We start from the raw sequence: 24,882 nt of genomic DNA, 5'->3' as shown, positions 1-24,882 counted from the left end.
AGCCAGTACAGTTTAGTTCAATACCTGTTAAATCTTGATGAGACGCTCAAAGAGACATATGAAACAGGACACCGTCTTTTAAGTGCTTTGAAAGCAAACGATATCCAGCAACTACGGTTCATCTTACAGGATGCAAAGATAAAAGATACTTCGAAAGGGCTCAAGCGTGTCATCCACACATTCATCAAATACATGCCTTATATCTCAAGTACTATGCGTCATCGACATTTAACGAATGGACCCATTGAAGGGATTAATAATAAAATAAAACTGATTAAACGTGTTTCTTATGGTTATAGAAATTTCTGGAATTTTAGGAATCGTATCTTAATGATTTCTAAGGTATTTGTAAGTGAATATAAAAAACGCATTAAACAACAAAATAGCGTTGCTTAATGCGTTATCGTCTCACCAACCGACGTTGACAAAGAACCTTTTAAAAAGGCTGGGTTTCATAATCAGGTCAGATTATGGCTCGGCTTTTTTATTTCGCTTTAGTATAAATATCCAACATGTAAAAATATAAATAATCATTATTTCGATAAAGAGAAACCGTACATTTGTTGAAAAGCTTTGAGCAATTAAGGTAATCTAAAAAGAGTATGATGATACATAAACGAGGTGTAAAACTGATGAATATCAACCCAAATGAAGTAGACATTCTAATTAGTGCTGTTAAACCAGAGCAATACCCAGAGTTAGATTTGCCTGAAGTTGCATTAAGTGGTCGCTCAAATGTTGGAAAATCAACATTTATTAACAGTATGATTGGGCGAAAAAATATGGCGAGAACGTCTCAACAGCCCGGCAAAACGCAAACTTTAAACTTTTTTAATATTGATAACCAATTGATTTTTGTCGATGTTCCAGGTTATGGTTATGCGAAGGTAAGTAAAAAGCAACGTGAAGCTTTTGGTAAAATGATCGAAACTTATATTACAACACGAGAAGCATTAAAACTCGTGATTCAATTAGTCGATTTACGCCATCCGCCAACTGAAGATGATGTGTTAATGTATGACTTTTTGAAGTATTACGACATTCCGACACTCATTATCGCAACGAAAGAAGATAAAATCCCTAAAGGTAAAGTGCAAAAGCATATTAAAATCATTAAAGAAAAATTGGAGTTAGAATCCGGCGATCAAATTATCAGTTACTCATCAATTGAGAAAAAGAAACAAGATCAAATCTGGGCAGCCATTAGTGCGTTCATTGCTGAAGAATAACCTATTATCAACAGATGAAAATCATGCACGACTACAATTATGACAAAAATTTGGAAGGATGATTAAAAATCTTAACATGATTATGCATTTTTAATTAGAATGACTCTAATCTGTGTTATAATGTAGTCATTGTAGAATATATGGGGGCATAAGCATGTACTTAATAGCAGTTAGTGTGAATCATCGAACAGCTGATGTAGCATGTCGTGAAAAACTTTCATTTCAAGAAGAAAATTTGACACACGTACATGAAGCGTTGTTCGAGACAAAATCTATTTTAGAAAACGTGATTTTATCAACGTGTAACCGTACTGAAGTGTATGCGGTAGTTGACCAAATTCATACGGGACGTTACTATATTCAAAGATTTTTGGCGCGACAATTTAATTTTGAATTAGATGATATCAAGGCGATGTCTGAAGTGAAAACCGAAGACGAAGCAATTGAACATCTATTCAGAGTTACAGCAGGCTTAGACTCAATCGTATTAGGTGAAACACAAATTTTAGGTCAAATGAGAGATGCGTTTTTCACAGCACAAGCAGCAGGAACAACAGGTACTATTTTTAATGAACTGTTCAAACAAGCAATCACATTTAGTAAAAAAGCACATCATGAAACAGATATTGCTAATAATACAATTAGTGTGTCTTACGGTGCGGTTGAACTTGCGAAAAAAATGTTCGGTAAAATGAATAAAAAACAAGCATTAGTCATTGGTGCGGGCGAAATGGCAGAATTAGCTGTTTTAAACTTAAAAGGTGCTGGCGTGCGTCACATTACAGTCATTAACCGTACATTATCACGCGCACAAGCATTAGCAGATCAACATGGTGTACAAGTTGGAGAGTGGGCATCACTAGGGGAAGCCATTGTTTCAGCGGATATCGTGATCAGTTCAACAAGTGCAGAACAATTTATCATTACAAAAGAGATGTTAGAAATGTGTCAAAGTGTTGCAAAATCATCTCAAAAAGTCATGATTGATATTGCTGTACCAAGAGATATTGAACCTGTCGACGTTTCACATTCAGAGTTGTTTATTTATGACGTAGATGATTTAAAAGGTCTCGTTGATGCCAACTTGCGTGAACGTCAACTTGCAGCAGAACAAATTGCATCACGTATTCCAACAGAAATTGATAAACATAATGAATGGGTGCGTATGCTTGGTGTCATTCCGGTCATTCGTGCGTTACGTGAAAAAGCAATGCAAATCCAACAAGATACGATGGATAGTATTAGTCGAAAATTACCAAACATGTCAGAGCGCGAACGAAAAGTGATTTCTAAGCATACGAAGAGCATCATTAATCAAATGCTAAAAGATCCGATCAAACAAGCGAAAGAGATTAGTGATGATAAGCATGCGGATGCGAAGTTAGCACTATTCCAAGAAATTTTTGATTTAGAAGTTGAAGCAGATTATAAAACACAAGCGATTAAAAAGAAAAAATCTGTGTTGAAAGAAAGATTATTAAGTATAGAAACTTAAAGAACGGTGATGCTATGGAAGAAGCGTTTTTCATACGTTTTCATGAAGTCATTTTATTGATTTATTTAGTCAGTATGGTGGGTTTGATAATAGATGTATTTCAAAAGAATTATCGTCTACAAAACATAGGGTTCTATGCTTTAGGGATTGTTTGGTTTTGTCAAACAATCTCTTTAACTATGTTTATTATATGGCAAAAGCAACTCCCTTTAACCTCTTTAATCGAGAGTTTTTACGTATTAACGTGGTTGATTTTGACGATTACTTTTGTGATGTCCGTGTTGCGTCAGTCTGAGTTTATGATCGCCTTTTTGAATGTGATTGGGTTTGTCTTCATGACGATTCACACGTTCCACCCGCGACAATTTAAATTGGACGGTGCACGACTCACAGCTTTGAATGAATTACTATTTTTCCACATTTCACTCGCATTGTTGAGTTATGTGGTTTTCGCAGTTGCGTTTGTAAATGCGATTATTTATTTAATACAATATCGAAATTTAAAAGAAAAGCGATTTACGCAAAATTTCTTTAGAATGAGCAGTATCGCAACACTTGAAAAGTTAGTGTTTTACAGTTCTTTGATTGGTGTCATATTTATGTTCATTAGTCTCGTGCTAGGAATTCAATGGGGTATGGTATCGATTGGCTATGATATCTTTTTAGACTTGAAAGTGATCTCGTCAATTATTATTTTTATTGCCTATTCTATTTTTATTACATTACGATTGACGCGTCGTTTTAAACAGTCATTTTTAATGAATTTAAATATCATGTTATTTTTATGCTGTATGATCAATTTAGTTGTGGTGACTCAATTATCAACATTTCACCAATGGACCGGAGTTTAAATTATTTTAATTGGAGGAAAGCACTATGCGTAAACTTATCGTCGGCTCAAGAAGAAGTCAGCTCGCATTGACTCAAAGCCAACAATTTATTGATCGTTTAAAAGAAGTTGATCCTACTTTAGATATCGAAATTAAAGAAATTGTAACAAAAGGGGATCAAATTGTGGATCGTCAATTATCTAAAGTCGGTGGTAAAGGGTTATTCGTGAAAGAAATACAAAACGAACTCTTTAGCCGAGACATCGATATGGCCATTCATTCATTAAAAGACGTTCCAAGCGAATTACCTGAAGGCCTCACTTTAGGGTGTATTCCAGACCGTGAAAATCCATTTGATGCTTTCATTTCAAAAAATCATATTCCGTTGGACGAACTTCCTGATGGTAGTATTATCGGAACAAGTTCATTAAGACGTGGTGCACAGATTTTAGCGAAGTATCCGAACCTAGAAATCAAATGGATAAGAGGGAATATTGACACACGTTTGAAAAAGCTAGAAACAGAAGATTACGATGCGATTATTTTAGCGGCAGCAGGTTTGAAACGCATGGGTTGGTCTGATGACATAGTGACAACATATTTAGATGAAGACTTACTCGTACCGGCTATTGGCCAAGGTGCACTTGGTATCGAATGTCGTGCAGATGATGATGAATTGTTAGCATTACTTGCAAAAGTACATAATGAAGACGTGGCGGCATGTGTCACTGCAGAGCGCACGTTTTTAAAAGAAATGAATGGGAGTTGTCAAGTCCCTATCGGGGGCTATGCAACCCGTAAAAATGATACAGAGATTCAATTTACGGGTTTGATTATGTCTCCAGATGGTAAACAAAGATTTGAGTACACATTTTCAGGTCAAGATCCAATACAAGTCGGTAGCGAAGTGAGTCGTGTTCTTAAATCTCAAGGTGCGGATAAGATTATTCAAGCTTTAAATGAGAAAGAGGTGTAAATGATGAAGCCTATTATAGTGATGACCCAAACCAAGCGTTATAATGATCAGCGCGCTGAAATCGTTCATCTTCCATTTGTGACGACTGAACCACTTCCTTTTGATCAATCAGTGCTAGGTCGTCACTATGATTGGCTTGTTTTTACATCTCAAAATGCCGTTACGCATTTTCAACCTTATTTAAAGTTGTTAAATTTTAATAGATTAGCGGTCATTGGCGAGAAAACGAAAGCATTTTGTGAATCACAAGGGTTGCGAGTGGATTTCTTCCCAGCAGATTACTCACAAGAAGGATTTCTCGATGCATTCCCCACACAACAAGGGCAGCATATTTTGATTCCATCCAGTCAACGCGCACGGCCATTACTGCAAGAAGTGTTGCAAGTACGTGGTTTCAATGTTGAAAAAATTGATTTGTATACTTCATGTTTTTTATTGGAAAATGTGAAAGAAGCCAAAGCACGTATCGAAACAGGTCAAGTGGATGCATTGACGTTTGCGAGTGCTTCTGCTGTCAAGGCGTTTTTTCACGATGATACGTCTTTAAATTTCGACTCGTATTATGCAATTGGTCAACAAACAGCACGACAGATTCAAGATTACGGCTATTCATGTTCTATTGCTGACATTCAAACTTTAGAATCAATGGTGACAAAAATTTTAGAAGAGAGGGTTCAATAATGCAATTCGATAGACATAGACGATTACGTTCATCAAAAGTGATGCGTGATATGGTAAGAGAAACACATGTGAGAAAAGAAGATTTGATTTATCCTATTTTTGTTGTAGAGAAAGATGATGTCAAAGCAGAAATCAAATCATTACCAGGCGTATATCAAATCAGCTTAAACCTACTACATGAAGAATTGAAAGCGGCATATGATTTAGGGATTCGTGCCATTATGTTCTTTGGAATTCCGAATGAAAAAGATGCATGTGGGACCGGCGCATTTATTGAAGATGGCATCATTCAAAAAGCAACACGTTTGGCAAAGTCCATGTATAATGATTTATTAATTCTTGCCGATACATGTTTATGTGAATATACGGATCATGGTCATTGTGGTGTGATTGACACACATACACATGATGTCGATAATGATAAAACATTGCCTTTACTTGTTCAAACAGCTGTTTCTCAAGTGAAGGCGGGCGCAGATATTATTGCTCCTAGTAATATGATGGATGGATTTGTGGCAGCAATTCGCCAAGGTTTAGATGAAGCAGGATACTACCATATTCCAATTATGAGTTACGGGATTAAATATGCGTCAAGCTTCTTCGGCCCATTCCGTGATGCAGCGGAATCCGCACCATCATTTGGTGATAGAAAAACGTATCAAATGGACCCAGCGAACCGTCTTGAAGCGTTACGAGAGTTAGAATCTGATCTTAACGAAGGGGCAGATATGATGATTGTCAAGCCAGCGTTAAGTTATCTTGATATTATTCGTGATGTACGTAACAATAGCAACGTACCGATTATTGCTTATAATGTGAGTGGTGAGTACAGCATGACAAAAGCAGCAGCATTAAATGGTTGGATAGATGAAGAAAAAGTTGTGATGGAGCAAATGATTTCTATGAAACGCGCAGGAGCAGATATGATCATCACTTACTTTGCGAAAGACATTTGTCAATATTTAGATCAACAATAATAGGAGGCGGCAATATTGCGTTATAACGAATCAATTAAAGCATTTGAAAAAGCAGAACAACTGATGCCTGGAGGTGTGAACAGCCCTGTACGTGCATTTAAATCAGTAGACACACCAGCGATTTTTATGTCACGTGGTGAAGGAAGCCGTATTTATGATATTGACGGAAATGAATATATCGACTATGTGCTCAGTTGGGGACCGCTTATTTTAGGTCATCGTGATTCTAAAGTAATTGAAGCGATTCATGATGTTGTCGAACGTGGTACAAGCTTTGGCGCATCAACATTAGAAGAAAACCGTTTGGCTGAATTAGTGATTGAACGTGTGCCTTCCATTGAAAAAGTGCGGATGGTGTCATCAGGAACAGAGGCAACATTAGATACATTACGATTAGCACGTGGTTATACTGGCAAAAATAAAATCATTAAATTTGAAGGTAACTATCACGGTCATAGTGATTCGTTATTAATTAAAGCCGGCTCAGGAGTTGCAACGTTAGGTTTGCCAGATTCACCTGGTGTTCCAGAAGGTACGGCGAAAAATACAATTACGGTGCCTTATAACGATCTTGAAGCGGTGAAATACGCATTTGAAGAGTTTGGTGATGATATCGCAGCGGTCATTGTAGAGCCAGTCTCAGGAAACATGGGTGTCGTACCACCGATTAACAACTTCTTACAAGGGTTACGCGACATTACGAAAGAAAATGACGCTTTACTTATTTTTGATGAAGTGATGACAGGTTTTCGCGTAGGTTACAATTGTGCACAAGGCTACTTTAACGTCATTCCTGATTTAACGTGTCTAGGCAAAGTGATTGGCGGCGGTCTACCTGTTGGTGCTTTCGGTGGGCGTAAAGAAATTATGGATCATATTGCACCAAGCGGCGATATTTATCAAGCAGGTACATTATCAGGTAATCCGCTTGCAATGACGAGTGGTTATATGACTTTAAGCCAATTAACACCAGAAAGCTATGATTACTTTAATGAACTTGGTGATATGTTAGAAGAAGGTTTAACTGAAATCTTCGCCAAACATCAAGTGCCGTTAACAGTAAATCGAGCAGGTTCGATGATTGGATTCTTCTTAAATGAAGGGCCAGTCACAAACTTTAAAGAGGCAAATCAATCTGATCTAGAATTATTTGGTCAATTGTATCGTGAACTTGCTGAACAAGGTATTTTCTTGCCACCATCACAATTTGAAGGTATGTTTTTATCGACAGCACATACAAAAGAAGACATTGAAAAAACATTGCATGCTTTCGATGTTGCGTTAGAACGTCTCGGAAAATAATTAAATACAACTTAGATGAGGTGGGGATTGATGTGGTCCCGACCTCTTTTTTCTAATGGTGTAAATTTGAAGCCTACTATCATACGTTTTTTGTATGCTAGTGATCATCATTTATCGCAATTCTAGCGTATAAGTTTTACGAATTGCATGTTCAATAGAAAAGCGTATAATATATGGTTGCTATGAATGGAGTGAGGTCATTCCGCAACTGTGTTAACCTTACTCCTCATTGTGATAAAAAATTAGGAGGCGAGGCCATGGCACAAAATAAAATGTTCAATAATTTACTTGTACTCGTCATTGCGATTTTGTTTGGTTGGCTCTTGTTTGCATTGCATATCATGTTGCCATGGATGTTCGGGCCCATTTTGGCAAGTATTTTTGTCGTAAAAGTACTAAAACGCGATGTTCAATGGCCGCTTTGGTTGAGTGAACTGGGTTTAATTATGCTCGGAGTTCAAATAGGGACTTCATTTACAAGAAGCGTGACAAGTGATATTAAAGATGATTGGCTCGCAATTGTTTTAGTGAGTGTCCTCATATTATTGTTAGCACTTGTCGTCTCCATTGGTTTTAGAAAAATTGCACATGTCAATCGTGAAACGGCAATTTTAAGCGTCATCCCAGGGGCGTTGAGTCAGATGATTGTAATGGCTGAAGAAAATAAAAAAGCAGACATCCTTGTCGTGAGTCTGACACAAACGTCACGTGTCATTTTTGTCGTGTTATTAGTGCCATTAATATCATTTTTCTTTAAAACTGATCATTCGAATCGTGTCACTGAAGCAAATGTACAATATTTAACAGATGTTTTAACGATACAACATATTGTAATCATTGCTTTAGGGATTGCAGTCGTTTATATACTGATGAAGTGGATCCATTTCCCTACAAAAATGTTGATGGCACCTATTGTTGTGTTAGTCATATGGAATTTTGTAACGAACCTTACATTCACACTTGATGCACCTATTATTGCAGGTGCGCAAATTATTTATATGATTCGTGTCGGTATTCAAATTGCGCATTTAACCGATCAATTAAAAGGGAGAATTGCAGTAGCAATTGCTTATCAAAATGTCATGCTCATTTTTGGAGCGTTAGCAATGGTTTATCTTGTACAATTCATTAACCATGCTTCTATTGATGAATTATTCCTCGGCGCGGCACCAGGTGGGATGAGTCAAATCGTCTTAGTCGCATTGGATATCGGAGCGGACGTTGCGATGATTTCAAGTTATCATATTTTCCGTATATTCTTTATTTTATTTTTAATAGCACCATTAGTCAGTGTGTATTTAAAATGTTTAGAGCGTAACAATAAAAATGATTTCAATTAAGGGCTTGGATAATGTCACGTCCAAGTCCTTTTATATTGCGCAATGTATTGATGGTGATGTTGAAATAGATTGATCTAATATGGTTTAGCGGTTGGGACATGATACTAAATGGCTATTATAAAGGCCGGCAGCTTCCATAAATGAAAATGTAGTAACAGGACCAATAAATTTAAAACCATATTTTTTCAATGCTTTTGATAATGTTATAGCTGTATCATTGACGGTGATGCGTTCTTCTACAGATTGATATTTAAAATCAATCGGTGCCCCATCGACAAATGACCATAAAAACGAACTGAAACTATCGTAATCTTGTTCAATTTGAATATAACCTTTCGCTTGTGCGACGATGGCTTCTAATTTTGGACGATGATGTACGATATTTGGAAATGCCATTAATGTATCAATATCTTCATCACGCATTTGTGCAATTTGATGGGGATCAAAATGATGAAATGCTTGTTGATAGGCTTCTTTCTTTTTTAAAATCGTTAACCAAGAAAGTCCCGCATGTTGTGATTCTAGGGCTAACAACTCAAATAAAGCGCGTGAATCATAGAGTGGTTTGCCCCAGCAGTGATCGTGATAATCGAGATAAAGTGGATCTTTTGTACCAAATGCACATGGGTTCACGTTTTCATTCCTCCTTGTATTGACTTCATTGTCGTTTCAGTATACTATAAGAATGAAATTAAAAATAGTGTTAGGGAAGAGTATGTTATTCGCTTTTTATAGAGAGTGCATGGGAGCTGGAAATGCATAAAAGCTATAACTGAAGGTAGCCCGTTTTGAACTTTAATTGAACTAAGAGTAGGTTAAAGCGTGTCATGAGCGTTAATCATAAGAGAGCAGTAGTGTAGAGATTTGTTTGCACTATTGAATATAGGTGGTACCGCGGAACATCCGTCCTATTTTGGACAGGTGTTTTTTTATTTTAATGGAGGGATTTTTAATGGAAATGAAACCGAAGTATAACCCGCAAGAAGTTGAAGCGGGTCGATATCAAAAATGGCTAGACCAAGAACTTTTTAAACCAAGTGATCATTCAGATAAACCTACATATACTATTGTGATTCCACCACCGAATGTGACAGGAAAGTTGCATTTAGGTCACGCGTGGGATACGACATTACAAGACATTTTAACACGTATGAAACGTATGCAAGGCTATGAAACGCTTTACTTACCAGGCATGGACCATGCAGGTATCGCAACTCAAGCGAAAGTAGAAGCGAAAATGAGAGAAGAAGGTATCTCTCGTCATGATATTGGTCGTGAAAAGTTCCTTGAAAAGGCATGGGAATGGAAAGAAGAATATGCGTCATTTATTCGCCAACAATGGGCAAAGTTAGGTCTAGGTTTAGACTATTCTAGAGAGCGCTTTACATTGGATTCAGGATTAAGTCAAGCTGTCCGTAAAGTCTTTGTTGATATGTATAACAAAGGATTGATTTATCGTGGCGAACGTATCATTAACTGGGATCCAGCTGCGAGAACCGCACTTTCTGATATTGAAGTTGTTCACGAAGACGTCAATGGCAAGTTTTATCATTTTAAATATCCGTTTGCTGACGGTGAAGGCTACATGGAAATTGCTACGACACGTCCTGAAACGATGTTAGGAGATACGGCGATTGTCGTGAATCCAGATGATGAACGTTACCAAGATGTTATCGGTAAGACTGTGATTTTACCTGTCGTTGGTCGTGAATTACCAATTATTGCAGATGACTATGTCGATAAAGAATTTGGTAGTGGTGCAATGAAAGTAACACCTGCACATGACCCGAATGACTTTGAAATAGGGAATCGTCATAATTTAGAACGTATTGTTGTCATGGATGAAGCAGGGCGCATGAATGCTGAAGCGGGCAAATATGAAGGCATGGATCGTTTTGAATGCCGTAAACAGCTCGTTAAAGATTTGTTAGAAGAAGGTTTAGTTATTAAAATCGATGACCATGTCCATTCGGTAGGCCACTCTGAACGTTCGGGCGCTGTTGTTGAGCCATACTTATCAACACAATGGTTCGTTAAAATGGCTCCACTAGCAGAACAAGCTTTAAATAATCAAAAAACAAATGGCCGCATCGAATTTGTACCGCCGCGTTTTGAAAAGACATTTAATCGTTGGATGGAAGAAATCCGTGACTGGACAATTTCGAGACAGCTTTGGTGGGGGCATCAAATTCCAGCGTGGTACCATAATGAAACTGGAGAGCTTTATGTAGGCGAAGAAGCACCTGTAGATATTGAGAATTGGACACAAGATGAAGACGTGCTAGATACGTGGTTCTCTAGTGCATTATGGCCGTTTTCAACTCTTGGTTGGCCAAATGAAGACGCAGCAGACTATCAACGTTTTTACCCAACGAATGTGTTAGTGACAGGCTACGACATTATTTTCTTCTGGGTTGCGCGTATGATTTTCCAAGGTTTAGAATTCACAGGTCAAAAACCATTTAACGATGTATTATTACATGGTTTAGTCCGTGCTGAAGATGGTCGTAAAATGAGTAAATCATTAGGTAATGGTGTGGACCCAATGGACGTCATTGATCAATATGGTGCCGACAGCTTACGTTATTTCTTGGCAACAGGGTCTTCACCAGGTCACGATTTACGTTATTCAACAGAAAAAGTAGAGTCTGTTTGGAACTTTATTAATAAAATTTGGAATGCCGCGCGTTTTAGTTTGATGAATATTGGTGACTCATTCAAATTTGAAGATATTAATTTATCGAGCGATTTATCAGTTGCAGATCAATGGATATTAACACGTTTGAATGAAACGATTGACACTGTCACACAGCTGAGCGACAAGTATGAATTTGGCGAAGTGGGACGCGTATTGTATAATTTTATTTGGGATGAGTTCTGCGACTGGTACATTGAAATGAGTAAAATTCCAATGAACGGTGACGATGAGGTTCAGAAAAACGTTACACGCTCTGTACTTAGTTATGCTTTAGATCGTATTATGCGTCTATTACATCCATTTATGCCGTTTGTCACTGAACACATTTGGCAAAATTTACCGCATGAAGGTGAATCTATCGTGACAAGTGCATGGCCAACAGTGGATGCATCGTTCGTGTTTGAAGAAAGTAAAGATGTGATGGAACAATTAGTTGAAATCATTAAAGCAGTACGTCAATCGCGTTTAGAAGTGAATACACCACTATCTAAAGAAATTCCAATTAAAATTCAAGCTAAAAATGAAACGATCCAACAATTATTGAAGACGAATCAACATTATTTGGAACGTTTCTGTAATCCAAGTACGCTTGAAATAGAAACACAAATCGACATTCCTGATAAAGCGATGACAACAGTCGTTGCTGCTGGTGAAGTCATTTTACCTATTGAAGGTTTGATTGATATGGACAAGGAATTAGAACGTCTAGAGAAAGATTTACAAAAATGGCAAAAAGAGTTAGATCGTGTTAATAAGAAATTATCAAACGAGAATTTTGTGAATAAAGCACCTGAGCACGTCATTAATGAAGAAAAAGAAAAGCAAGTGAAATATCAAGAGAAATATGATGGTGTCAAGGCGAGAATTGAACAATTAAAAGCGTAGGAGTCTTAGTTATGAATTATCTAGACAGTTTATATTGGATACACGAAAGAACAAAATTCGGCATTAAACCAGGTGTAAAACGTATGGAATGGATGCTCGATAAACTTGGTAATCCACAACAGAATATCCAAGCTATTCATGTCGGTGGGACGAATGGTAAAGGTTCTACGGTTGTTTATTTACGTGAAGCTTTACTCAAAAATGATTATCAAGTGGGTACTTTTACGTCTCCATATATCGAAACATTTAATGAACGAATCAGTTTAAATGGTTTACCAATTACAAACGAAGATATAGTAGCGCTAGTGGCTCGTGTGAAACCTGTCAGTGAAATGATGGAAGAACAAACTGAGTTAGGAGTTGCGACCGAATTTGAGATCATTACAACAATGATGTATCTCTATTTCGGCGAGCTTCATCCAGTTGATATCGTTATCGTTGAGGCAGGTCTAGGTGTCAAAAATGATTCTACAAATGTGATACAGCCATTGATGAGTATTTTGACGAGTATCGGTTTAGATCATACGGACATTCTCGGTCAAACGTATCTAGACATTGCTAAAGATAAAGCGGCAATTATTAAACCGCATACGCCAATTGTTTACGCTGTTAAAAATGAAGAAGCATTGAAGTATTTTAGAGATATCGCTGAACGATTAGATGCGAAAGCTTTAGAATTCGATCGTGATATTTTTATCAAATCAGAAGACGATGAATTTACATATCGTTATAAAGATTACGAATTAGAGAACTTAGCATTACACATGGTCGGCGAACACCAAAAGGAAAATGCAGCACTTGCAATTACTGCGTTAATTGAGTTGTATGAGCAAGAAAAAATTCAATTAGACTTCAACAAAATGATTGAAGGGATTGAACATGCGTATTGGACAGGTCGTATTGAACGTGTCTCTAAAGAACCGCTTATCATAATTGACGGTGCACATAATAAAGAAAGTGTTGACGCATTAGTGGACACAATTGAGAAGTATTACGATGTAGCGAAAGTAGACGTCTTATTTGCAGCTATTGAGGGGAAGCCGATTCATCATATGTTAGATGCTTTCCAAAGTATCGCAAAGCATATTTATGTGACAGGATTTGATTTTCCAAAAGCACTTCCTAAGCAAACGTTATATGATGAAATTGAATTTGGACAAAAATCAATAGTCGATGATTACATCTCATTTATAAACAACTACGATGGTGATGCATTGCTCATTACAGGTAGTCTTTATTTCATCAGTGAAGTGAAATCTAAAGTTGACTTTAATTCATAAAAATCGAACCACTTTGTATGTATTCCGAAAAATCGAGATACATATAAGGTGGTTTTTTATCATATACGTTTTTTTCGACTTAAAAAGTGTTTTTTGGCGATTTGACTCTTCATATGGATGCGCATATAATAAGTGCATTCAATGAAATGTTGCTGTCGTGAATTAAAGTTTCGACGGTGTTGAGGAGGTGTCTAGAATAATCGTCGCCTTATTTTTTGTAGGCAGTATTTTAATGAGTTTTTTACTGCAATTCGCTGATCATCCTTCATTAAGCATGCGACATTGCTTACAAAGATCAAAGTGTCAAACATGTCAGCATGAGTTAAAGCTGCTCGATTTAGTACCTATCCTAAGTTACTGTGCGTTAAAGGGAAGGTGCCGTTTTTGTCGACAACGCATTCCAATATCCCTTTTTATAGGCGAAGTTTTAGGGGGGTGCATTATTATTTATCCGCTATTACTACCTGTATACATTCCGCTTGAGACGTTTTATGTCATGGCGTTACTATTACTCACAATTGCAATTGTTGATATACGTACACAGTTGATTCTTCACAGATTCCTTTGTTTAATATCCATTTTGTTAGTCGCACTTCATCCGTCTTTCTATATAGATGTGCCACACCTGTTACTTTGGGTTACTACTTTTTTGATAGGGTGCATTCAACAAAATTATGTGGGTATGGGCGATATTAAATTATTTCTTATCATCATTTTCTTTTTTCCTGTACCGTTTTTACTCTTCTTTTTAGAACTCATTTTTCCAATAGGCTGTATACTATTACCGATTTCATTTATGTTTAATTGGATACACCAACGCCGAGTACCACTTGCGCCTGCTATTTTCACCGCATTTGTAACCGTTTCTACGATATACCCACAGTTGATTTCATTTTATGGAGGATTTTTATGACACGCATTCAAGATTTATCATCTAATGAGAAACCAAAAGAGCGCCTAATTCAATTTGGTAGTCAGGCATTATCGAACACAGAATTACTTGCAATTATTATCAATACCGGCAGTAAAGGACGTTCTAGCATACAAGTTGCTTCACATATTTTAGCGCAATGTCAGTCATTAACAGCGCTTAGAAACATGTCATTAGTTGAATTAGAAAAGTTTGTAGGAATAGGGCGTAATAAGGCGACAACGTTGCTCGCTGTATTCGAATTGTCACGACGTTTAGCAGAGGATAAAAAGCAATACTTATCTGATCCTATTCATTCTCCGAGCCAAATTGCAGAACGCTATTATGCAAAATTTAAGGATTATGATCAAGAACATTTTGTTTTACTCATCTTAAATACGAAAAATCAAATTGTTCATGAACAAACGCTTTTTATTGGAACCTTAAATAGTGCCATCATACATCCTAGAGAAGTGTTTAAAACAGCTTTGAAATGGTCTGCTAATGCGATTATCGTGATTCATAACCATCCTTCAGGTGACGCAACACCATCAGAAGCGGACATTGAAACGACAAAACGGTTGGTTGCATGTGGAGAGGCAATGGGGATTGAGTTACTTGATCATATTGTGATTGGGGAAGAATCGTATGTTTCGATTATGAGTGAAACAAATGAAGCGTAAAAATAGAAAGGGGCGGGGTATGAAAATTTTAGCATTGCTTCATCATCAAATAGTCGTTCTTAATGATTTCCGTTTTTTTGATATTGAAGCGCTCAAAGTGTTGAAACGCCTGAGAGATTTTCTCCTAAAATGGGAGCCATCTAATGCCAATTATGAAATTCAAATCGCAAATCAATACGACTCATTTTTTAAATATTCATGCCCCAATCCCCTTTATGAAGCGTTATCTTCTCGTCATCAAATATAGCTCACAAACCATAAGAACAATTGATAGCCAAGATAGACAACTAGTATCATCAAGCCGAGTCTAATTAAAAAGCCAATGATTGAAACACTGATTCTAAAAAGAACTACGGCAAGTAAAATCATTATAAATAATGCGATAATGTTCATTCATGTCACTCCTTCATTGATATTGTAGTATTTTTATGAAACAAACACATCATTCTAAAGTTATATTTATCATGCTTCGGATGGATGTCTTTAAATATCTTATTTATTATAATATAACGTATAATGATGGGAGTAGTGTTGATGAGAGATAATTTTAAGGAGGGCATTCATGCGGATAATTAAAAGTCTTGTTAAATTATTTATGATGATTGTATTACTCATCGCCCTCGTTTTTGCTGTATTAAAGTTTGTACCGAATTTCAAAAATGAACCATGGAATCCTGTTGGAAATGAAGAAGTGTACCAAGTGACTGATGATGAAGGGTATCTCGTACCATTAAATGGACGGCGCTATATTCAAAGTGAAAACGACATTTTTAGAAATATACCTAAAAGTCAGATGAGGAATGTATTTAACTGGATTGATAAATATGAATTTATGCAAGTCAATGAAATGACACGTATGGGATATGATCAAGAATTTTTAATTGCAGAACGCGATACACAGTTTATTTTATATCGTTTTGGTGATGATGCGATGCGTGTCTATACAACAGAGCATGATCTTTATTATGACCTTAATCAACTTGGTGCATCCATTCAAATGAAGCCTCTAAGTGCGTACCAACAAGCTGACGATGATTAATCAGATATTGAGGTGTGCAGCTTGAGATAACGCTTTTGATAAGTTAGGCTATGGATGAGACAAATTTTTGAGAGGTGATTTTGCGATGTCTGACAACCATCAAGCGCAACAAAGCAATGAGCAGTTAAAAGCTCAAAACTTATTTGCGAAATGGCGTAAAGATGAAACGTTGTATAAAGAAGATGAAGAAAAATCTCATGCACAACAATCGGAAGAATCATCATAGGAGTTAGATTGAAGCGGGATAGAAGGCTTAAGGTGTAATAGCTATTTCTATCTCGTTTTAATTTTATTATCATCCGTGTCAATTGTTACGAGATAATCATGTTCATACAGATATTTATCAATATTGTACAGCATGGGACTTTATTTACTTTCCAGAGTAATATAAAATGATAACAGTACATACATTGAAATATAGTTTGAGGTGTTGAGGTTGTCCAATTTTTTTAAAAACAACAAACTCGTTGTGTTGTTTTGTGCATTAATACTATTTATCGCTTTAATTGGATTATCAATTCGTTCGCACGCACAATCAGTTCCTGAACAGTATGTTAGTGATACCACTTCTTTTGGACAGAGGGTCTTCTCCTATCCAATTCATTTTATTGCTGGGTCAATCTCGGATATTTTTCATAAGACTGAAAAGCCAACGAATAAAGAAAAACAATTAGAAGCTGAAAATGAACGTCTTAAATCAGAAAATAAAAATCTCAAAAAAGAATTAGATATGAGTGATATTTCTAAATATGAACCCATTACTGCAGCTGTCATAGCGCGACAACCTGACCAATGGTTAAATACGATTGTCATTGATAAAGGGAAAAAATCTGGCATCAAAGAAAATATGGCAGTAATGACAGCAGATGGTTTAGTCGGCCGCGTCGCAAAAGTGAACCAATTTTCATCTCAAATTCATTTAATCACGACTAAAGGGCGCACAAATCGCTTATCTGTGAACGTACAACATGATGGGCATGAAGTTTTTGGTTTAATTGATCATTTCGATGAGAAAACGAATCATCTCATTATTAGTGATATTGATAATAATGAAAAGATTAAAGCTGGAGACAAAGTCGTGACGAGTGGCTTAGGTGATCAGTTACCTAAAGGGCTTTACATAGGAGAAGTGAAAAAAGTTCAAAATGATCAATACGGTTTGTCTAAACAAGTTGCGATTGAAACCGGTGCGAATATTAACCATTTTGACCATGTCTTTATTGCAAAGAGAGATCCTAAAACGATTGTTAATGATGAGGGTGACGGCTCATAATGAAATCTATTTACTATATTCTCGTTGCGATACTCATGTTCTATTTAGATACTGTTTTAACTTTCTTATCACCGATTATCATAGGGGGGCATCGCTTCATTTTAGTACCCCATCTCGTGTTTTTATTTTTAGTGTTGATTACGGTTTATAAAAATACCAGTATCGCTTTAATTCTTGGTGTATTATTAGGTACCGTCCACGACTTGTTTTTCGGACAAATTTATGGTGTCTACCTATTTGGTTATATCGTATCCATTCTATTTGCTGATAAGTTTTTAAAAGTATTTTTCCGTGATCATGTGATGGTCTATGTGATGACGTTGATTGGTATTGTTTTTTTAGAAGTTTTTGTTGTTATGCTTTATTTAGTTGTCGGCTTAGTTGATTTCAATCTCATTCAATTTATCGTATTTCGCATACTGCCGACATTATTGCTCAATGCGATTTTACTGATATTCCTTTACTTTGCTGCAAACTATTTTTTAAATCCTAAACGTTCTATTGACACGAAGTAAAACGAATGGTATGATGCAATAGTTGAGTAGTTCGTAGCTACATACAACCGCTCAAACATAGGTTTTAAGTACATTATGTCACCTATGTATGGCGTGACTTATAAATAGGAGGTGCAGAGTATGTTTGCTATTATTGAAACAGGTGGAAAACAAATCAAAGTAGAAGAAGGTCAAGAGATTTTCGTTGAGAAATTAGACGTAAATGAAGGTGACACTTTCACTTTTGATAAAGTTTTATTTGTTGGTGGAGACAACGTTAAAGTTGGCGCGCCTACAGTTGAAGGTGCTACAGTGACAGCAACTGTTAACAAACAAGGTCGTGGTAAGAAAATCACTGTTTTCACTTACCGTCGTCGTAAAGACTCTAAACGTAAAAAAGGCCATCGTCAACCTTACACTAAATTAACAATCGACAAGATTAATGCATAATTATGATTAATGTTGATATTAAGTTAAATGACGAAGGTCAAATCACAGATGTCATTATGGATGGTCATGCAGATTATGGTGAACACGGACAAGATATTGTTTGTGCAGGTGCATCGGCAGTTGTTTTTGGGAGTGTGAATGCCATTATTGGCTTAACTTCTGAACGTCCAGATATTGATTATTCTGAAGATGGTGGGTATTTTCATGTGAGGGCTGTGGATACGAATAACGAGCAGGCTCAGTTAATACTCCAATCATTACTTATTTCTTTACAAACAATTGAAGAAGAATATAATGAGTATATTAAATTAAATCTGAAGTGAGGTGTAACTCATGCTAAAATTAAACTTACAATTTTTCGCATCGAAAAAAGGGGTAAGTTCTACTAAAAACGGTCGTGACTCTGAATCTAAACGTTTAGGTGCTAAACGTGCTGACGGTCAATTCGTTACTGGTGGTTCTATCTTATTCCGTCAACGTGGAACTAAGATTTACCCAGGTGAAAACGTAGGTCGTGGTGGCGATGATACATTATTCGCTAAAATCGACGGCGTTGTTAAATTCGAACGTAAAGGTCGAGACAAAAAACAAGTTTCTGTTTATGCAGTTGCTGAATAATTTGTCAATCTTTGACACCAGAAGGTAACTTCTGGTGTTTATTTTTTATATTAAATGAACTTATCGTTATATAATATAACGTGATAGATAAGCATTATTAAAGAAATTAAAGTAAAAGAGGTGAAAACATGTTTGTCGATCAAGTAAAAATATCATTAAAAGCTGGTGATGGCGGTAATGGGATTACTGCATACCGTCGTGAAAAATATGTCCCATTTGGTGGTCCAGCTGGCGGTGATGGTGGACGTGGGGCTTCAGTCGTGTTTCAAGTGGATGAAGGCTTGCGGACATTAATGGATTTTAGATATCAACGTCACTTTAAAGCTAAAAAAGGTGACAATGGTCAAAGTAGTAACATGCATGGTAAAAATGCTGAGGATCTCGTGTTAAAAGTACCACCTGGAACGATTATTAAAGATGTTGAGACGGGTCAAACGCTAGCTGATCTCGTTGAACATGGTCAAAGTGCGGTTGTTGCTAAAGGTGGACGTGGCGGACGTGGTAATTCTCGTTTCGCGACACCTAAAAACCCTGCGCCTGATTTTAGTGAGAATGGTGAGCCAGGTGAAGAGATTGACGTAACATTAGAGCTTAAATTGTTGGCAGATGTCGGTTTAGTTGGTTTTCCAAGTGTGGGTAAATCTACATTATTATCGATTGTTTCTAAAGCGAGACCTAAAATTGGGGCGTATCATTTTACTACGATTCAACCGAACCTCGGTGTAGTAGAAACACGTGACCAACGTAGCTTCATTATGGCCGATTTACCAGGGTTAATTGAAGGTGCCTCTGAAGGTGTAGGCTTAGGTCATCAATTTTTAAGACATGTGGAACGTACGAAAGTCATTGTGCATGTGATTGATATGAGTGGCATGGAAGGGCGTGACCCGTATGAAGACTATCAAATTATCAACCAAGAACTTAAAGCGTATGCGCAACGTTTAGAAGATCGTCCACAAATTGTTGTTGCGAATAAAATGGACATGCCAGATGCTGAAGCACAACTCGAAATGTTTAAAGAACAACTTAATGATGAGACGGTAACCATTGTACCGATTTCGTCTTATACGCGAGAAAATATTGATCAATTGCTCTATGAAATAGCCAATACACTTGAAGAAGTTAAAGATATTGATTTCTCTGCGAAAGAAGAAGAGGTCGGCGTCAACCGTGTCCTTTATAAACATACACCGTCTCAAGATAAGTTTACAATCACACGTGATGATGATGGTGCATATGTCGTAAGTGGTAATGCCATTGAGCGTATGTTTAAAATGACTGATTTCAACAGTGAACCAGCGATTCGTCGTTTTGCGAGACAAATGCGCTCAATGGGTATTGATGATGCATTGAGAGAACGTGGCGCTGAAAATGGAGATATTGTACGTATTCTAGGTGGAGAATTTGAATTTGTCGAATAATATTGAGAGTGGAGGTTGCGATGGTAGATGAAACATCAATTTTATATTATTCGTGAAGATGTATTACCTTATGTTGTAAAACGTGTGCTCCAAGTGAAATCCTCTTTAAAAGCGGATCAATCACTTACGATTCAAGAAGCTGTAGATATGCATGATTGTTCGCGTAGTGCGTTTTACAAATATAGAGATACCATATTTCCGTTAGAAGATGTTCAGCAACAGACCGAAGTTTTTACGATTATTTTATTTGTGACAGATAAAGTGGGTATATTAGCTCAAATTCTCGAAAAACTTTCCGAATTAAACCTTTCTGTATTAACGATTCATCAAAGTGTCCCTACTGATCAAAAAGCATCAATTACGTTATCTTTAGACGGTCGAAATGCGAAGTGGGGACCATATCAAATCATTAATGAACTACGCCAAATGGAAAATGTATATAACGTAGACATTATTGGAATGAACATGTAAGGAGCGCTATTGAATGTATGCATATATTTCTGGAAAATTAACAGCTCTACATCCAACGCATATCATTGTTGAAACGACATCTGGTATCGGGTATGAAATTCAAACACCGAACTCTTATCGCTTTCAAAAAAACTTAGATCAAACGGTGAAAGTGTATACGTCACTCATTGTACGTGAAGATGCGCAATTGCTCTATGGTTTTATTGATCAAGAAGAAAAGGATATGTTTTTAAGTTTGATTAAAGTAACAGGGATAGGTCCTAAGTCAGCGTTAGCCATTTTAGCAGCAAGTTCGCCAAATGAAGTGAAACGTGCGATTGAAAATGAAAATGATGCCTATTTGACACAATTTCCAGGTATCGGTAAAAAGACTGCCCGTCAAATTGTGCTTGATTTAAAAGGTAAAGTCGTTGTTACGGAAGAAGTGAGCGAAGGCTTGTTAGATATAGCGACAGAACATGAGGATCTTGCTGTACAAGAAGCTTTACTTGCGTTAGAGGCGTTAGGATACTCTAAACGTGAACTGAAAAAAGTGGAAAAAGCGATGCAGCAACAAATATTTAGTGATGTCGATGAAGCTGTTAAGTATGGCTTAAAACAATTGATTTCATAAAGAGGTGATGGATATGGATCGAGACCGAATGATGGATGGACATGAACAAGTAGATGAACACACATTTGAGTTGTCATTAAGACCCGAGCGTTTAAGACAATACATAGGTCAGTCTACAATTAAGTCAAACCTTGATGTGTTTATACAAGCCGCTAAAATTCGTGAGGAGCCATTAGATCACGTCTTACTTTTTGGCCCACCTGGTTTAGGTAAAACCACTTTGTCACACATTATCGCAAATGAAATGGATGTCAATTTGCGTACTGTTTCCGGTCCGTCGATTGAACGACCAGGTGATTTAGCTGCCATTTTAACAGCTCTGCAACCCGGTGATGTGCTCTTTATTGATGAAATTCATCGTTTAAGTAGCGTTGTTGAAGAAGTGCTTTACCCAGCAATGGAAGACTTTTTCTTAGATATCATCGTAGGTAAAGGCGACGAAGCAAGAAGTATTCGTATTGACTTACCTCCATTTACTTTAGTTGGTGCAACGACACGTGCCGGTAGTTTGACGAGTCCACTACGAGATCGTTTTGGCGTGCATTTAAGGCTTGAATATTATACTGAAGAAGAACTAACACAAATCATTATACGAACAGCAGAAGTATTAGGAACTGCCATTGATGAAGAAAGTGCTTTTGAAATTGCGAAAAGAAGCCGAGGGACGCCACGTATCGCCAATCGCTTGTTGAAACGGATTCGTGATTTTCAACAAGTGAAACAAGACGATATGATTTATATTGAAACAACAAAGCATGCGTTGAAATTACTTCAAGTGGACGATGAAGGATTGGATTATATCGACCATAAAATGATGGCTTGTATTATTGAACAATATCGAGGTGGTCCTGTTGGTTTGGACACGATTGCTGTCTCAATTGGTGAGGAAAGAGTGACGATTGAAGATGTTTATGAACCATTTCTCATTCAGAAAGGGTTTTTAGAGCGTACCCCTCGAGGCCGAAAAGCAACACCTTATGCGTACGAACATTTTAAATATACGAGCCCATAAGTGAAGGAGTCATTATTTTGAACATAGAAGAATTTGATTATGTATTACCTGAATCACTCATCGCTCAAACTCCGCTTAAACAGCGAGATCAAAGTCGTTTATTATATTTGAACCGCGACACAGGCGAGACTGAGGATTTACATTTCAAGGATATCACCCGTTTTTTCCAACCTGGAGATACGTTAGTGCTCAATGACACGCGCGTGATGCCAGCACGTTTGTTTGGGATAAAAGAAGAAACGAACGCCAAAGTAGAAATGTTAATGCTGACACAAATTGAAGGTGACGATTGGGAAGTCCTTTTAAAACCGGCGAAGCGAATTAAGCTTGGACAAACGTTAAGCTTTGGTGAAGGTAAAATTAAAGCAACTTGTATTAAAGAGTTGGATCAAGGCGGGCGTATCATGCGTTTGAGTTATGAAGGCATTTTGCAAGAAAGACTAGATGAACTCGGTGAAATGCCATTACCGCCATATATTAAAGAACGTTTAGATGAAAAAGAACGCTATCAGACGGTTTACGCTAAAGCAGCAGGTTCAGCAGCCGCACCGACAGCAGGACTACATTTTACAGATGCTTTATTGGACGATATCCGACGTCAAGGTGTTCAAATTGCATTTATTACACTGCATGTCGGTTTAGGCACATTTAGACCTGTCAGTGTTGACCATATTGATGATCACGAAATGCATAGTGAATATTATCAAATGTCACAAGAAACTGCCGATATTTTAAATCAAACGAAAGCGGCAGGACATCGAATTATTTCGGTAGGAACGACGTCCACACGTACACTTGAAACGATTCGGAGTCAGTTTGATACATTCCAAGCAACGAGTGGTTGGACCAATATTTTTATTTATCCTGGATTTGAATTTAAGGCAATTGACGGTTTAATTACAAACTTTCATTTACCGAAATCAACATTGGTGATGCTTGTGTCAGCATTTAGTTCACGTCAATTTGTGTTATCAGCGTATCACCATGCAGTTGCTGAAAAGTATCGATTTTTTAGTTTCGGTGACGCGATGATTATTATTTAGTTTGAGAGGAGAATATGATGCCTGCAGTAACATATGAGCATATAAAAACTTGTAAACAATCGGGTGCACGTTTAGGAATTGTGCACACGCCTCATGGTTCTTTTGAAACACCGATGTTTATGCCAGTAGGAACGAAAGCAACGGTGAAAACAATGAGCCCTGAAGAATTAAAACAAATGAACACTAAAATTTTGCTTGGTAATACGTATCATTTATGGTTGCAACCTGGCAATGATATCGTGAAACAAGCTGGAGGATTACACAAGTTCATGAACTGGGATGGACCGATTTTAACAGATTCAGGCGGCTTCCAAGTATTCAGTTTAAGTAACTTGCGGAAAATCACAGAAGAAGGTGTAGAATTTCGACATCATACAAATGGTTCGAAATTATTTCTCTCACCTGAAGATTCTATTAAAATCCAAAACGACTTAGGCTCAGATATTATTATGGCATTTGATGAATGTCCACCGATGCCTGCTGAATACGATTATGTGAAAAACTCATTAGAGCGTACAACACGATGGGCGGAGCGTTGTTTAGCAGCGCACCAACGTCCTGAAGATCAAGCGCTATTTGGCATTATTCAAGGTGGTGAATATAAAGATTTACGTCAACAGTCTGCCGAAGAACTTGTGAAACTTGATTTTCCTGGTTACGCGATTGGTGGATTGTCAGTTGGCGAACCGAAACCTGTCATGTACGAAATGGTAGAACATACGGAGCAGTTTATGCCGAAAGATAAACCACGTTATTTAATGGGTGTGGGTTCACCAGATGCCTTGATTGAATGTAGTATTCGTGGTATGGATATGTTTGACTGTGTGTTGCCTACACGTATCGCACGTAATGGGACTTGTATGACATCAACAGGGCGCCTCGTCGTAAAAAATGCACAATTTAAAGATGATTTCCGTCCTTTAGATGAGAATTGTGATTGTTATACGTGTCAAAACTATACGCGTGCATACTTACGACACTTGATTAAAGCAGATGAAACATTTGGTATTCGTCTTACTACTTACCATAATCTTCATTTTCTGTTAAAATTAATGGAGAACATTAGACAGGCTATTCGAGAAGACCGTCTTTTAGATTTTAAAGAGGAATTTTTCGAACAATACGGTCTGAATGTTGATAATCCGAAAAATTTCTAGATAGG

29 protein-coding genes and 2 other annotated features are annotated in these 24,882 nt (G+C 37.1%); of the genes, 27 read left to right on the top strand and 2 right to left on the bottom strand.

Features of this window, described 5'->3' with window-relative positions:
* The 9 genes from BJK46_RS04040 to BJK46_RS04000 all read left to right on the top strand — a co-directional run.
* Positions 1-396: transposase (locus BJK46_RS04040; RefSeq protein WP_142671671.1), on the top strand; the 396-nt coding region annotated here is incomplete at its 5' end.
* A gap of 236 nt (positions 397-632) precedes the next feature.
* Entirely contained in the window at positions 633-1,229 is a 597-nt protein-coding gene (gene yihA, locus BJK46_RS04035; protein WP_014613700.1) for a ribosome biogenesis GTP-binding protein YihA/YsxC, read from the top strand.
* A gap of 154 nt (positions 1,230-1,383) precedes the next feature.
* Positions 1,384-2,724: a glutamyl-tRNA reductase gene (gene hemA, locus BJK46_RS04030; protein ID WP_015729283.1), complete on the top strand. Its 1,341-nt coding sequence runs from the start codon at positions 1,384-1,386 to the stop codon at positions 2,722-2,724.
* A gap of 179 nt (positions 2,725-2,903) precedes the next feature.
* Positions 2,904-3,575: a cytochrome c biogenesis protein CcsA gene (gene ccsA, locus BJK46_RS04025; protein ID WP_224397735.1), complete on the top strand. Its 672-nt coding sequence runs from the start codon at positions 2,904-2,906 to the stop codon at positions 3,573-3,575.
* A 25-nt stretch (positions 3,576-3,600) separates the two neighbouring features.
* Positions 3,601-4,530: a hydroxymethylbilane synthase gene (gene hemC, locus BJK46_RS04020; protein WP_037542832.1), complete on the top strand. Its 930-nt coding sequence runs from the start codon at positions 3,601-3,603 to the stop codon at positions 4,528-4,530.
* A gap of 3 nt (positions 4,531-4,533) precedes the next feature.
* The gene (locus BJK46_RS04015; protein ID WP_101457794.1) at positions 4,534-5,211 is read left to right on the top strand and encodes a uroporphyrinogen-III synthase; all 678 of its coding nucleotides are present in this window, start codon (positions 4,534-4,536) and stop codon (positions 5,209-5,211) included.
* Positions 5,211-6,188 (top strand): porphobilinogen synthase, encoded by a 978-nt coding sequence (gene hemB, locus BJK46_RS04010; protein WP_014613705.1) that lies wholly within the window; start codon positions 5,211-5,213, stop codon positions 6,186-6,188. Before BJK46_RS04015 ends, hemB begins: the two co-directional genes overlap by 1 nt.
* Positions 6,189-6,203: 15 nt before the next feature.
* Positions 6,204-7,490 carry a glutamate-1-semialdehyde 2,1-aminomutase gene (gene hemL, locus BJK46_RS04005; RefSeq protein WP_014613706.1) on the top strand — a complete coding sequence of 429 codons (1,287 nt, stop codon included), beginning with the start codon at positions 6,204-6,206 and terminating at the stop codon, positions 7,488-7,490.
* Positions 7,491-7,747: 257 nt separating this feature from the next.
* A complete protein-coding gene (locus tag BJK46_RS04000; RefSeq protein ID WP_020219738.1) occupies positions 7,748-8,830 on the top strand; it encodes an AbrB family transcriptional regulator in 1,083 nt (360 codons plus the stop codon).
* A gap of 84 nt (positions 8,831-8,914) precedes the next feature.
* On the opposite strand, the gene BJK46_RS03995 is transcribed toward BJK46_RS04000, so the two are convergent.
* The gene (locus BJK46_RS03995) at positions 8,915-9,463 is read right to left on the bottom strand and encodes a DNA-3-methyladenine glycosylase I (RefSeq protein ID WP_063278924.1); all 549 of its coding nucleotides are present in this window, start codon (positions 9,461-9,463) and stop codon (positions 8,915-8,917) included.
* 58 nt (positions 9,464-9,521) lie between these two features.
* Positions 9,522-9,744: a binding site (T-box leader), on the top strand.
* 38 nt (positions 9,745-9,782) lie between these two features.
* Between BJK46_RS03995 and BJK46_RS03990 the strand changes: the two genes are divergently transcribed.
* The 5 genes from BJK46_RS03990 (at position 9,783) to BJK46_RS03970 (ending at position 15,533) form a co-directional block, all read left to right on the top strand.
* Entirely contained in the window at positions 9,783-12,413 is a 2,631-nt protein-coding gene (locus tag BJK46_RS03990) for a valine--tRNA ligase (protein ID WP_063278923.1), read from the top strand.
* Between the two features lie 11 nt (positions 12,414-12,424).
* A complete protein-coding gene (locus tag BJK46_RS03985; protein ID WP_063278922.1) occupies positions 12,425-13,693 on the top strand; it encodes a bifunctional folylpolyglutamate synthase/dihydrofolate synthase in 1,269 nt (422 codons plus the stop codon).
* A gap of 187 nt (positions 13,694-13,880) precedes the next feature.
* Positions 13,881-14,606: a prepilin peptidase gene (locus tag BJK46_RS12585; RefSeq protein WP_242442428.1), complete on the top strand. Its 726-nt coding sequence runs from the start codon at positions 13,881-13,883 to the stop codon at positions 14,604-14,606.
* Positions 14,603-15,286 (top strand): RadC family protein, encoded by a 684-nt coding sequence (gene radC, locus BJK46_RS03975; RefSeq protein WP_063278921.1) that lies wholly within the window; start codon positions 14,603-14,605, stop codon positions 15,284-15,286. The genes BJK46_RS12585 and radC overlap by 4 nt, the downstream gene beginning before the upstream one ends.
* Positions 15,276-15,533 (top strand): hypothetical protein, encoded by a 258-nt coding sequence (locus tag BJK46_RS03970; RefSeq protein ID WP_063278920.1) that lies wholly within the window; start codon positions 15,276-15,278, stop codon positions 15,531-15,533. The genes radC and BJK46_RS03970 overlap by 11 nt, the downstream gene beginning before the upstream one ends.
* On the opposite strand, the gene BJK46_RS12160 is transcribed toward BJK46_RS03970, so the two are convergent.
* Positions 15,524-15,679, bottom strand: a complete 156-nt coding sequence (locus BJK46_RS12160; protein ID WP_015729275.1) for a hypothetical protein — start codon at positions 15,677-15,679, stop codon at positions 15,524-15,526. The genes BJK46_RS03970 and BJK46_RS12160 overlap by 10 nt on opposite strands.
* Positions 15,680-15,848: 169 nt before the next feature.
* On the opposite strand from BJK46_RS12160, the gene BJK46_RS03965 reads away from it, so the two are divergent.
* From BJK46_RS03965 to tgt, 13 genes are all read left to right on the top strand, one after another.
* The gene (locus BJK46_RS03965; RefSeq protein ID WP_020219739.1) at positions 15,849-16,325 is read left to right on the top strand and encodes a DUF4930 family protein; all 477 of its coding nucleotides are present in this window, start codon (positions 15,849-15,851) and stop codon (positions 16,323-16,325) included.
* Between the two features lie 85 nt (positions 16,326-16,410).
* The gene (locus BJK46_RS12155; protein ID WP_015729273.1) at positions 16,411-16,551 is read left to right on the top strand and encodes a hypothetical protein; all 141 of its coding nucleotides are present in this window, start codon (positions 16,411-16,413) and stop codon (positions 16,549-16,551) included.
* 210 nt (positions 16,552-16,761) lie between these two features.
* Complete coding sequence (gene mreC, locus BJK46_RS03960) at positions 16,762-17,598, top strand: rod shape-determining protein MreC (RefSeq protein ID WP_015729272.1); 837 nt, start codon at positions 16,762-16,764, stop codon at positions 17,596-17,598.
* A complete protein-coding gene (mreD, locus tag BJK46_RS03955) occupies positions 17,598-18,113 on the top strand; it encodes a rod shape-determining protein MreD (protein ID WP_015729271.1) in 516 nt (171 codons plus the stop codon). Before mreC ends, mreD begins: the two co-directional genes overlap by 1 nt.
* 35 nt (positions 18,114-18,148) lie before the next feature.
* Positions 18,149-18,222: a sequence feature (ribosomal protein L21 leader region), on the top strand.
* A gap of 11 nt (positions 18,223-18,233) precedes the next feature.
* Positions 18,234-18,542: a 50S ribosomal protein L21 gene (gene rplU, locus BJK46_RS03950; RefSeq protein ID WP_014613714.1), complete on the top strand. Its 309-nt coding sequence runs from the start codon at positions 18,234-18,236 to the stop codon at positions 18,540-18,542.
* A gap of 2 nt (positions 18,543-18,544) precedes the next feature.
* The gene (locus tag BJK46_RS03945; protein WP_014613715.1) at positions 18,545-18,865 is read left to right on the top strand and encodes a ribosomal-processing cysteine protease Prp; all 321 of its coding nucleotides are present in this window, start codon (positions 18,545-18,547) and stop codon (positions 18,863-18,865) included.
* A gap of 10 nt (positions 18,866-18,875) precedes the next feature.
* Positions 18,876-19,160, top strand: a complete 285-nt coding sequence (rpmA, locus tag BJK46_RS03940) for a 50S ribosomal protein L27 (RefSeq protein ID WP_014613716.1) — start codon at positions 18,876-18,878, stop codon at positions 19,158-19,160.
* A gap of 128 nt (positions 19,161-19,288) precedes the next feature.
* Positions 19,289-20,581 carry a GTPase ObgE gene (gene obgE / locus BJK46_RS03935; protein WP_037542834.1) on the top strand — a complete coding sequence of 431 codons (1,293 nt, stop codon included), beginning with the start codon at positions 19,289-19,291 and terminating at the stop codon, positions 20,579-20,581.
* A 27-nt stretch (positions 20,582-20,608) separates the two neighbouring features.
* Complete coding sequence (locus BJK46_RS03930; RefSeq protein WP_014613718.1) at positions 20,609-21,052, top strand: ACT domain-containing protein; 444 nt, start codon at positions 20,609-20,611, stop codon at positions 21,050-21,052.
* Between the two features lie 13 nt (positions 21,053-21,065).
* Positions 21,066-21,665: a Holliday junction branch migration protein RuvA gene (ruvA, locus tag BJK46_RS03925; protein ID WP_037542835.1), complete on the top strand. Its 600-nt coding sequence runs from the start codon at positions 21,066-21,068 to the stop codon at positions 21,663-21,665.
* 13 nt (positions 21,666-21,678) lie between these two features.
* Positions 21,679-22,677, top strand: coding sequence for a Holliday junction branch migration DNA helicase RuvB (gene ruvB, locus BJK46_RS03920; protein ID WP_014613720.1), 999 nt, complete (start codon positions 21,679-21,681; stop codon positions 22,675-22,677).
* A 17-nt stretch (positions 22,678-22,694) separates the two neighbouring features.
* A complete protein-coding gene (gene queA / locus BJK46_RS03915) occupies positions 22,695-23,720 on the top strand; it encodes a tRNA preQ1(34) S-adenosylmethionine ribosyltransferase-isomerase QueA (RefSeq protein WP_037542836.1) in 1,026 nt (341 codons plus the stop codon).
* Between the two features lie 17 nt (positions 23,721-23,737).
* Positions 23,738-24,877, top strand: coding sequence for a tRNA guanosine(34) transglycosylase Tgt (gene tgt, locus BJK46_RS03910; RefSeq protein WP_014613722.1), 1,140 nt, complete (start codon positions 23,738-23,740; stop codon positions 24,875-24,877).
* Positions 24,878-24,882: the final 5 nt, after the last annotated feature.

The organism is Staphylococcus pseudintermedius, from assembly GCF_001792775.2.
GTDB classification, from domain to species: domain Bacteria; phylum Bacillota; class Bacilli; order Staphylococcales; family Staphylococcaceae; genus Staphylococcus; species Staphylococcus pseudintermedius.
The sequence above is the reverse complement of the archived record's forward strand: the minus strand, read 5'-3'. Positions and strand labels throughout refer to the sequence as shown.

What these genes read in the sequence shown, in the direction of transcription:
- BJK46_RS03945 (WP_014613715.1), top strand. Translation starts at nt 18,545, where the DNA reads ATGATTAATGTTGATATTAAGTTAAATGACGAAGGTCAAATCACAGAT.
- BJK46_RS03985 (WP_063278922.1), top strand. Translation starts at nt 12,425, where the DNA reads ATGAATTATCTAGACAGTTTATATTGGATACACGAAAGAACAAAATTC.
- hemB (WP_014613705.1), top strand. Translation starts at nt 5,211, where the DNA reads ATGCAATTCGATAGACATAGACGATTACGTTCATCAAAAGTGATGCGT.
- hemC (WP_037542832.1), top strand. Translation starts at nt 3,601, where the DNA reads ATGCGTAAACTTATCGTCGGCTCAAGAAGAAGTCAGCTCGCATTGACT.
- BJK46_RS03930 (WP_014613718.1), top strand. Translation starts at nt 20,609, where the DNA reads ATGAAACATCAATTTTATATTATTCGTGAAGATGTATTACCTTATGTT.
- rplU (WP_014613714.1), top strand. Translation starts at nt 18,234, where the DNA reads ATGTTTGCTATTATTGAAACAGGTGGAAAACAAATCAAAGTAGAAGAA.
- BJK46_RS03990 (WP_063278923.1), top strand. Translation starts at nt 9,783, where the DNA reads ATGGAAATGAAACCGAAGTATAACCCGCAAGAAGTTGAAGCGGGTCGA.
- hemA (WP_015729283.1), top strand. Translation starts at nt 1,384, where the DNA reads ATGTACTTAATAGCAGTTAGTGTGAATCATCGAACAGCTGATGTAGCA.
- tgt (WP_014613722.1), top strand. Translation starts at nt 23,738, where the DNA reads ATGCCTGCAGTAACATATGAGCATATAAAAACTTGTAAACAATCGGGT.
- ruvA (WP_037542835.1), top strand. Translation starts at nt 21,066, where the DNA reads ATGTATGCATATATTTCTGGAAAATTAACAGCTCTACATCCAACGCAT.
- obgE (WP_037542834.1), top strand. Translation starts at nt 19,289, where the DNA reads ATGTTTGTCGATCAAGTAAAAATATCATTAAAAGCTGGTGATGGCGGT.
- radC (WP_063278921.1), top strand. Translation starts at nt 14,603, where the DNA reads ATGACACGCATTCAAGATTTATCATCTAATGAGAAACCAAAAGAGCGC.
- ruvB (WP_014613720.1), top strand. Translation starts at nt 21,679, where the DNA reads ATGGATCGAGACCGAATGATGGATGGACATGAACAAGTAGATGAACAC.
- BJK46_RS12155 (WP_015729273.1), top strand. Translation starts at nt 16,411, where the DNA reads ATGTCTGACAACCATCAAGCGCAACAAAGCAATGAGCAGTTAAAAGCT.
- yihA (WP_014613700.1), top strand. Translation starts at nt 633, where the DNA reads ATGAATATCAACCCAAATGAAGTAGACATTCTAATTAGTGCTGTTAAA.
- mreD (WP_015729271.1), top strand. Translation starts at nt 17,598, where the DNA reads ATGAAATCTATTTACTATATTCTCGTTGCGATACTCATGTTCTATTTA.
- ccsA (WP_224397735.1), top strand. Translation starts at nt 2,904, where the DNA reads ATGTTTATTATATGGCAAAAGCAACTCCCTTTAACCTCTTTAATCGAG.
- BJK46_RS03965 (WP_020219739.1), top strand. Translation starts at nt 15,849, where the DNA reads ATGCGGATAATTAAAAGTCTTGTTAAATTATTTATGATGATTGTATTA.
- rpmA (WP_014613716.1), top strand. Translation starts at nt 18,876, where the DNA reads ATGCTAAAATTAAACTTACAATTTTTCGCATCGAAAAAAGGGGTAAGT.
- BJK46_RS12160 (WP_015729275.1), bottom strand. Translation starts at nt 15,679, where the DNA reads ATGAACATTATCGCATTATTTATAATGATTTTACTTGCCGTAGTTCTT.
- BJK46_RS04015 (WP_101457794.1), top strand. Translation starts at nt 4,534, where the DNA reads ATGAAGCCTATTATAGTGATGACCCAAACCAAGCGTTATAATGATCAG.
- BJK46_RS04000 (WP_020219738.1), top strand. Translation starts at nt 7,748, where the DNA reads ATGGCACAAAATAAAATGTTCAATAATTTACTTGTACTCGTCATTGCG.
- BJK46_RS03970 (WP_063278920.1), top strand. Translation starts at nt 15,276, where the DNA reads ATGAAGCGTAAAAATAGAAAGGGGCGGGGTATGAAAATTTTAGCATTG.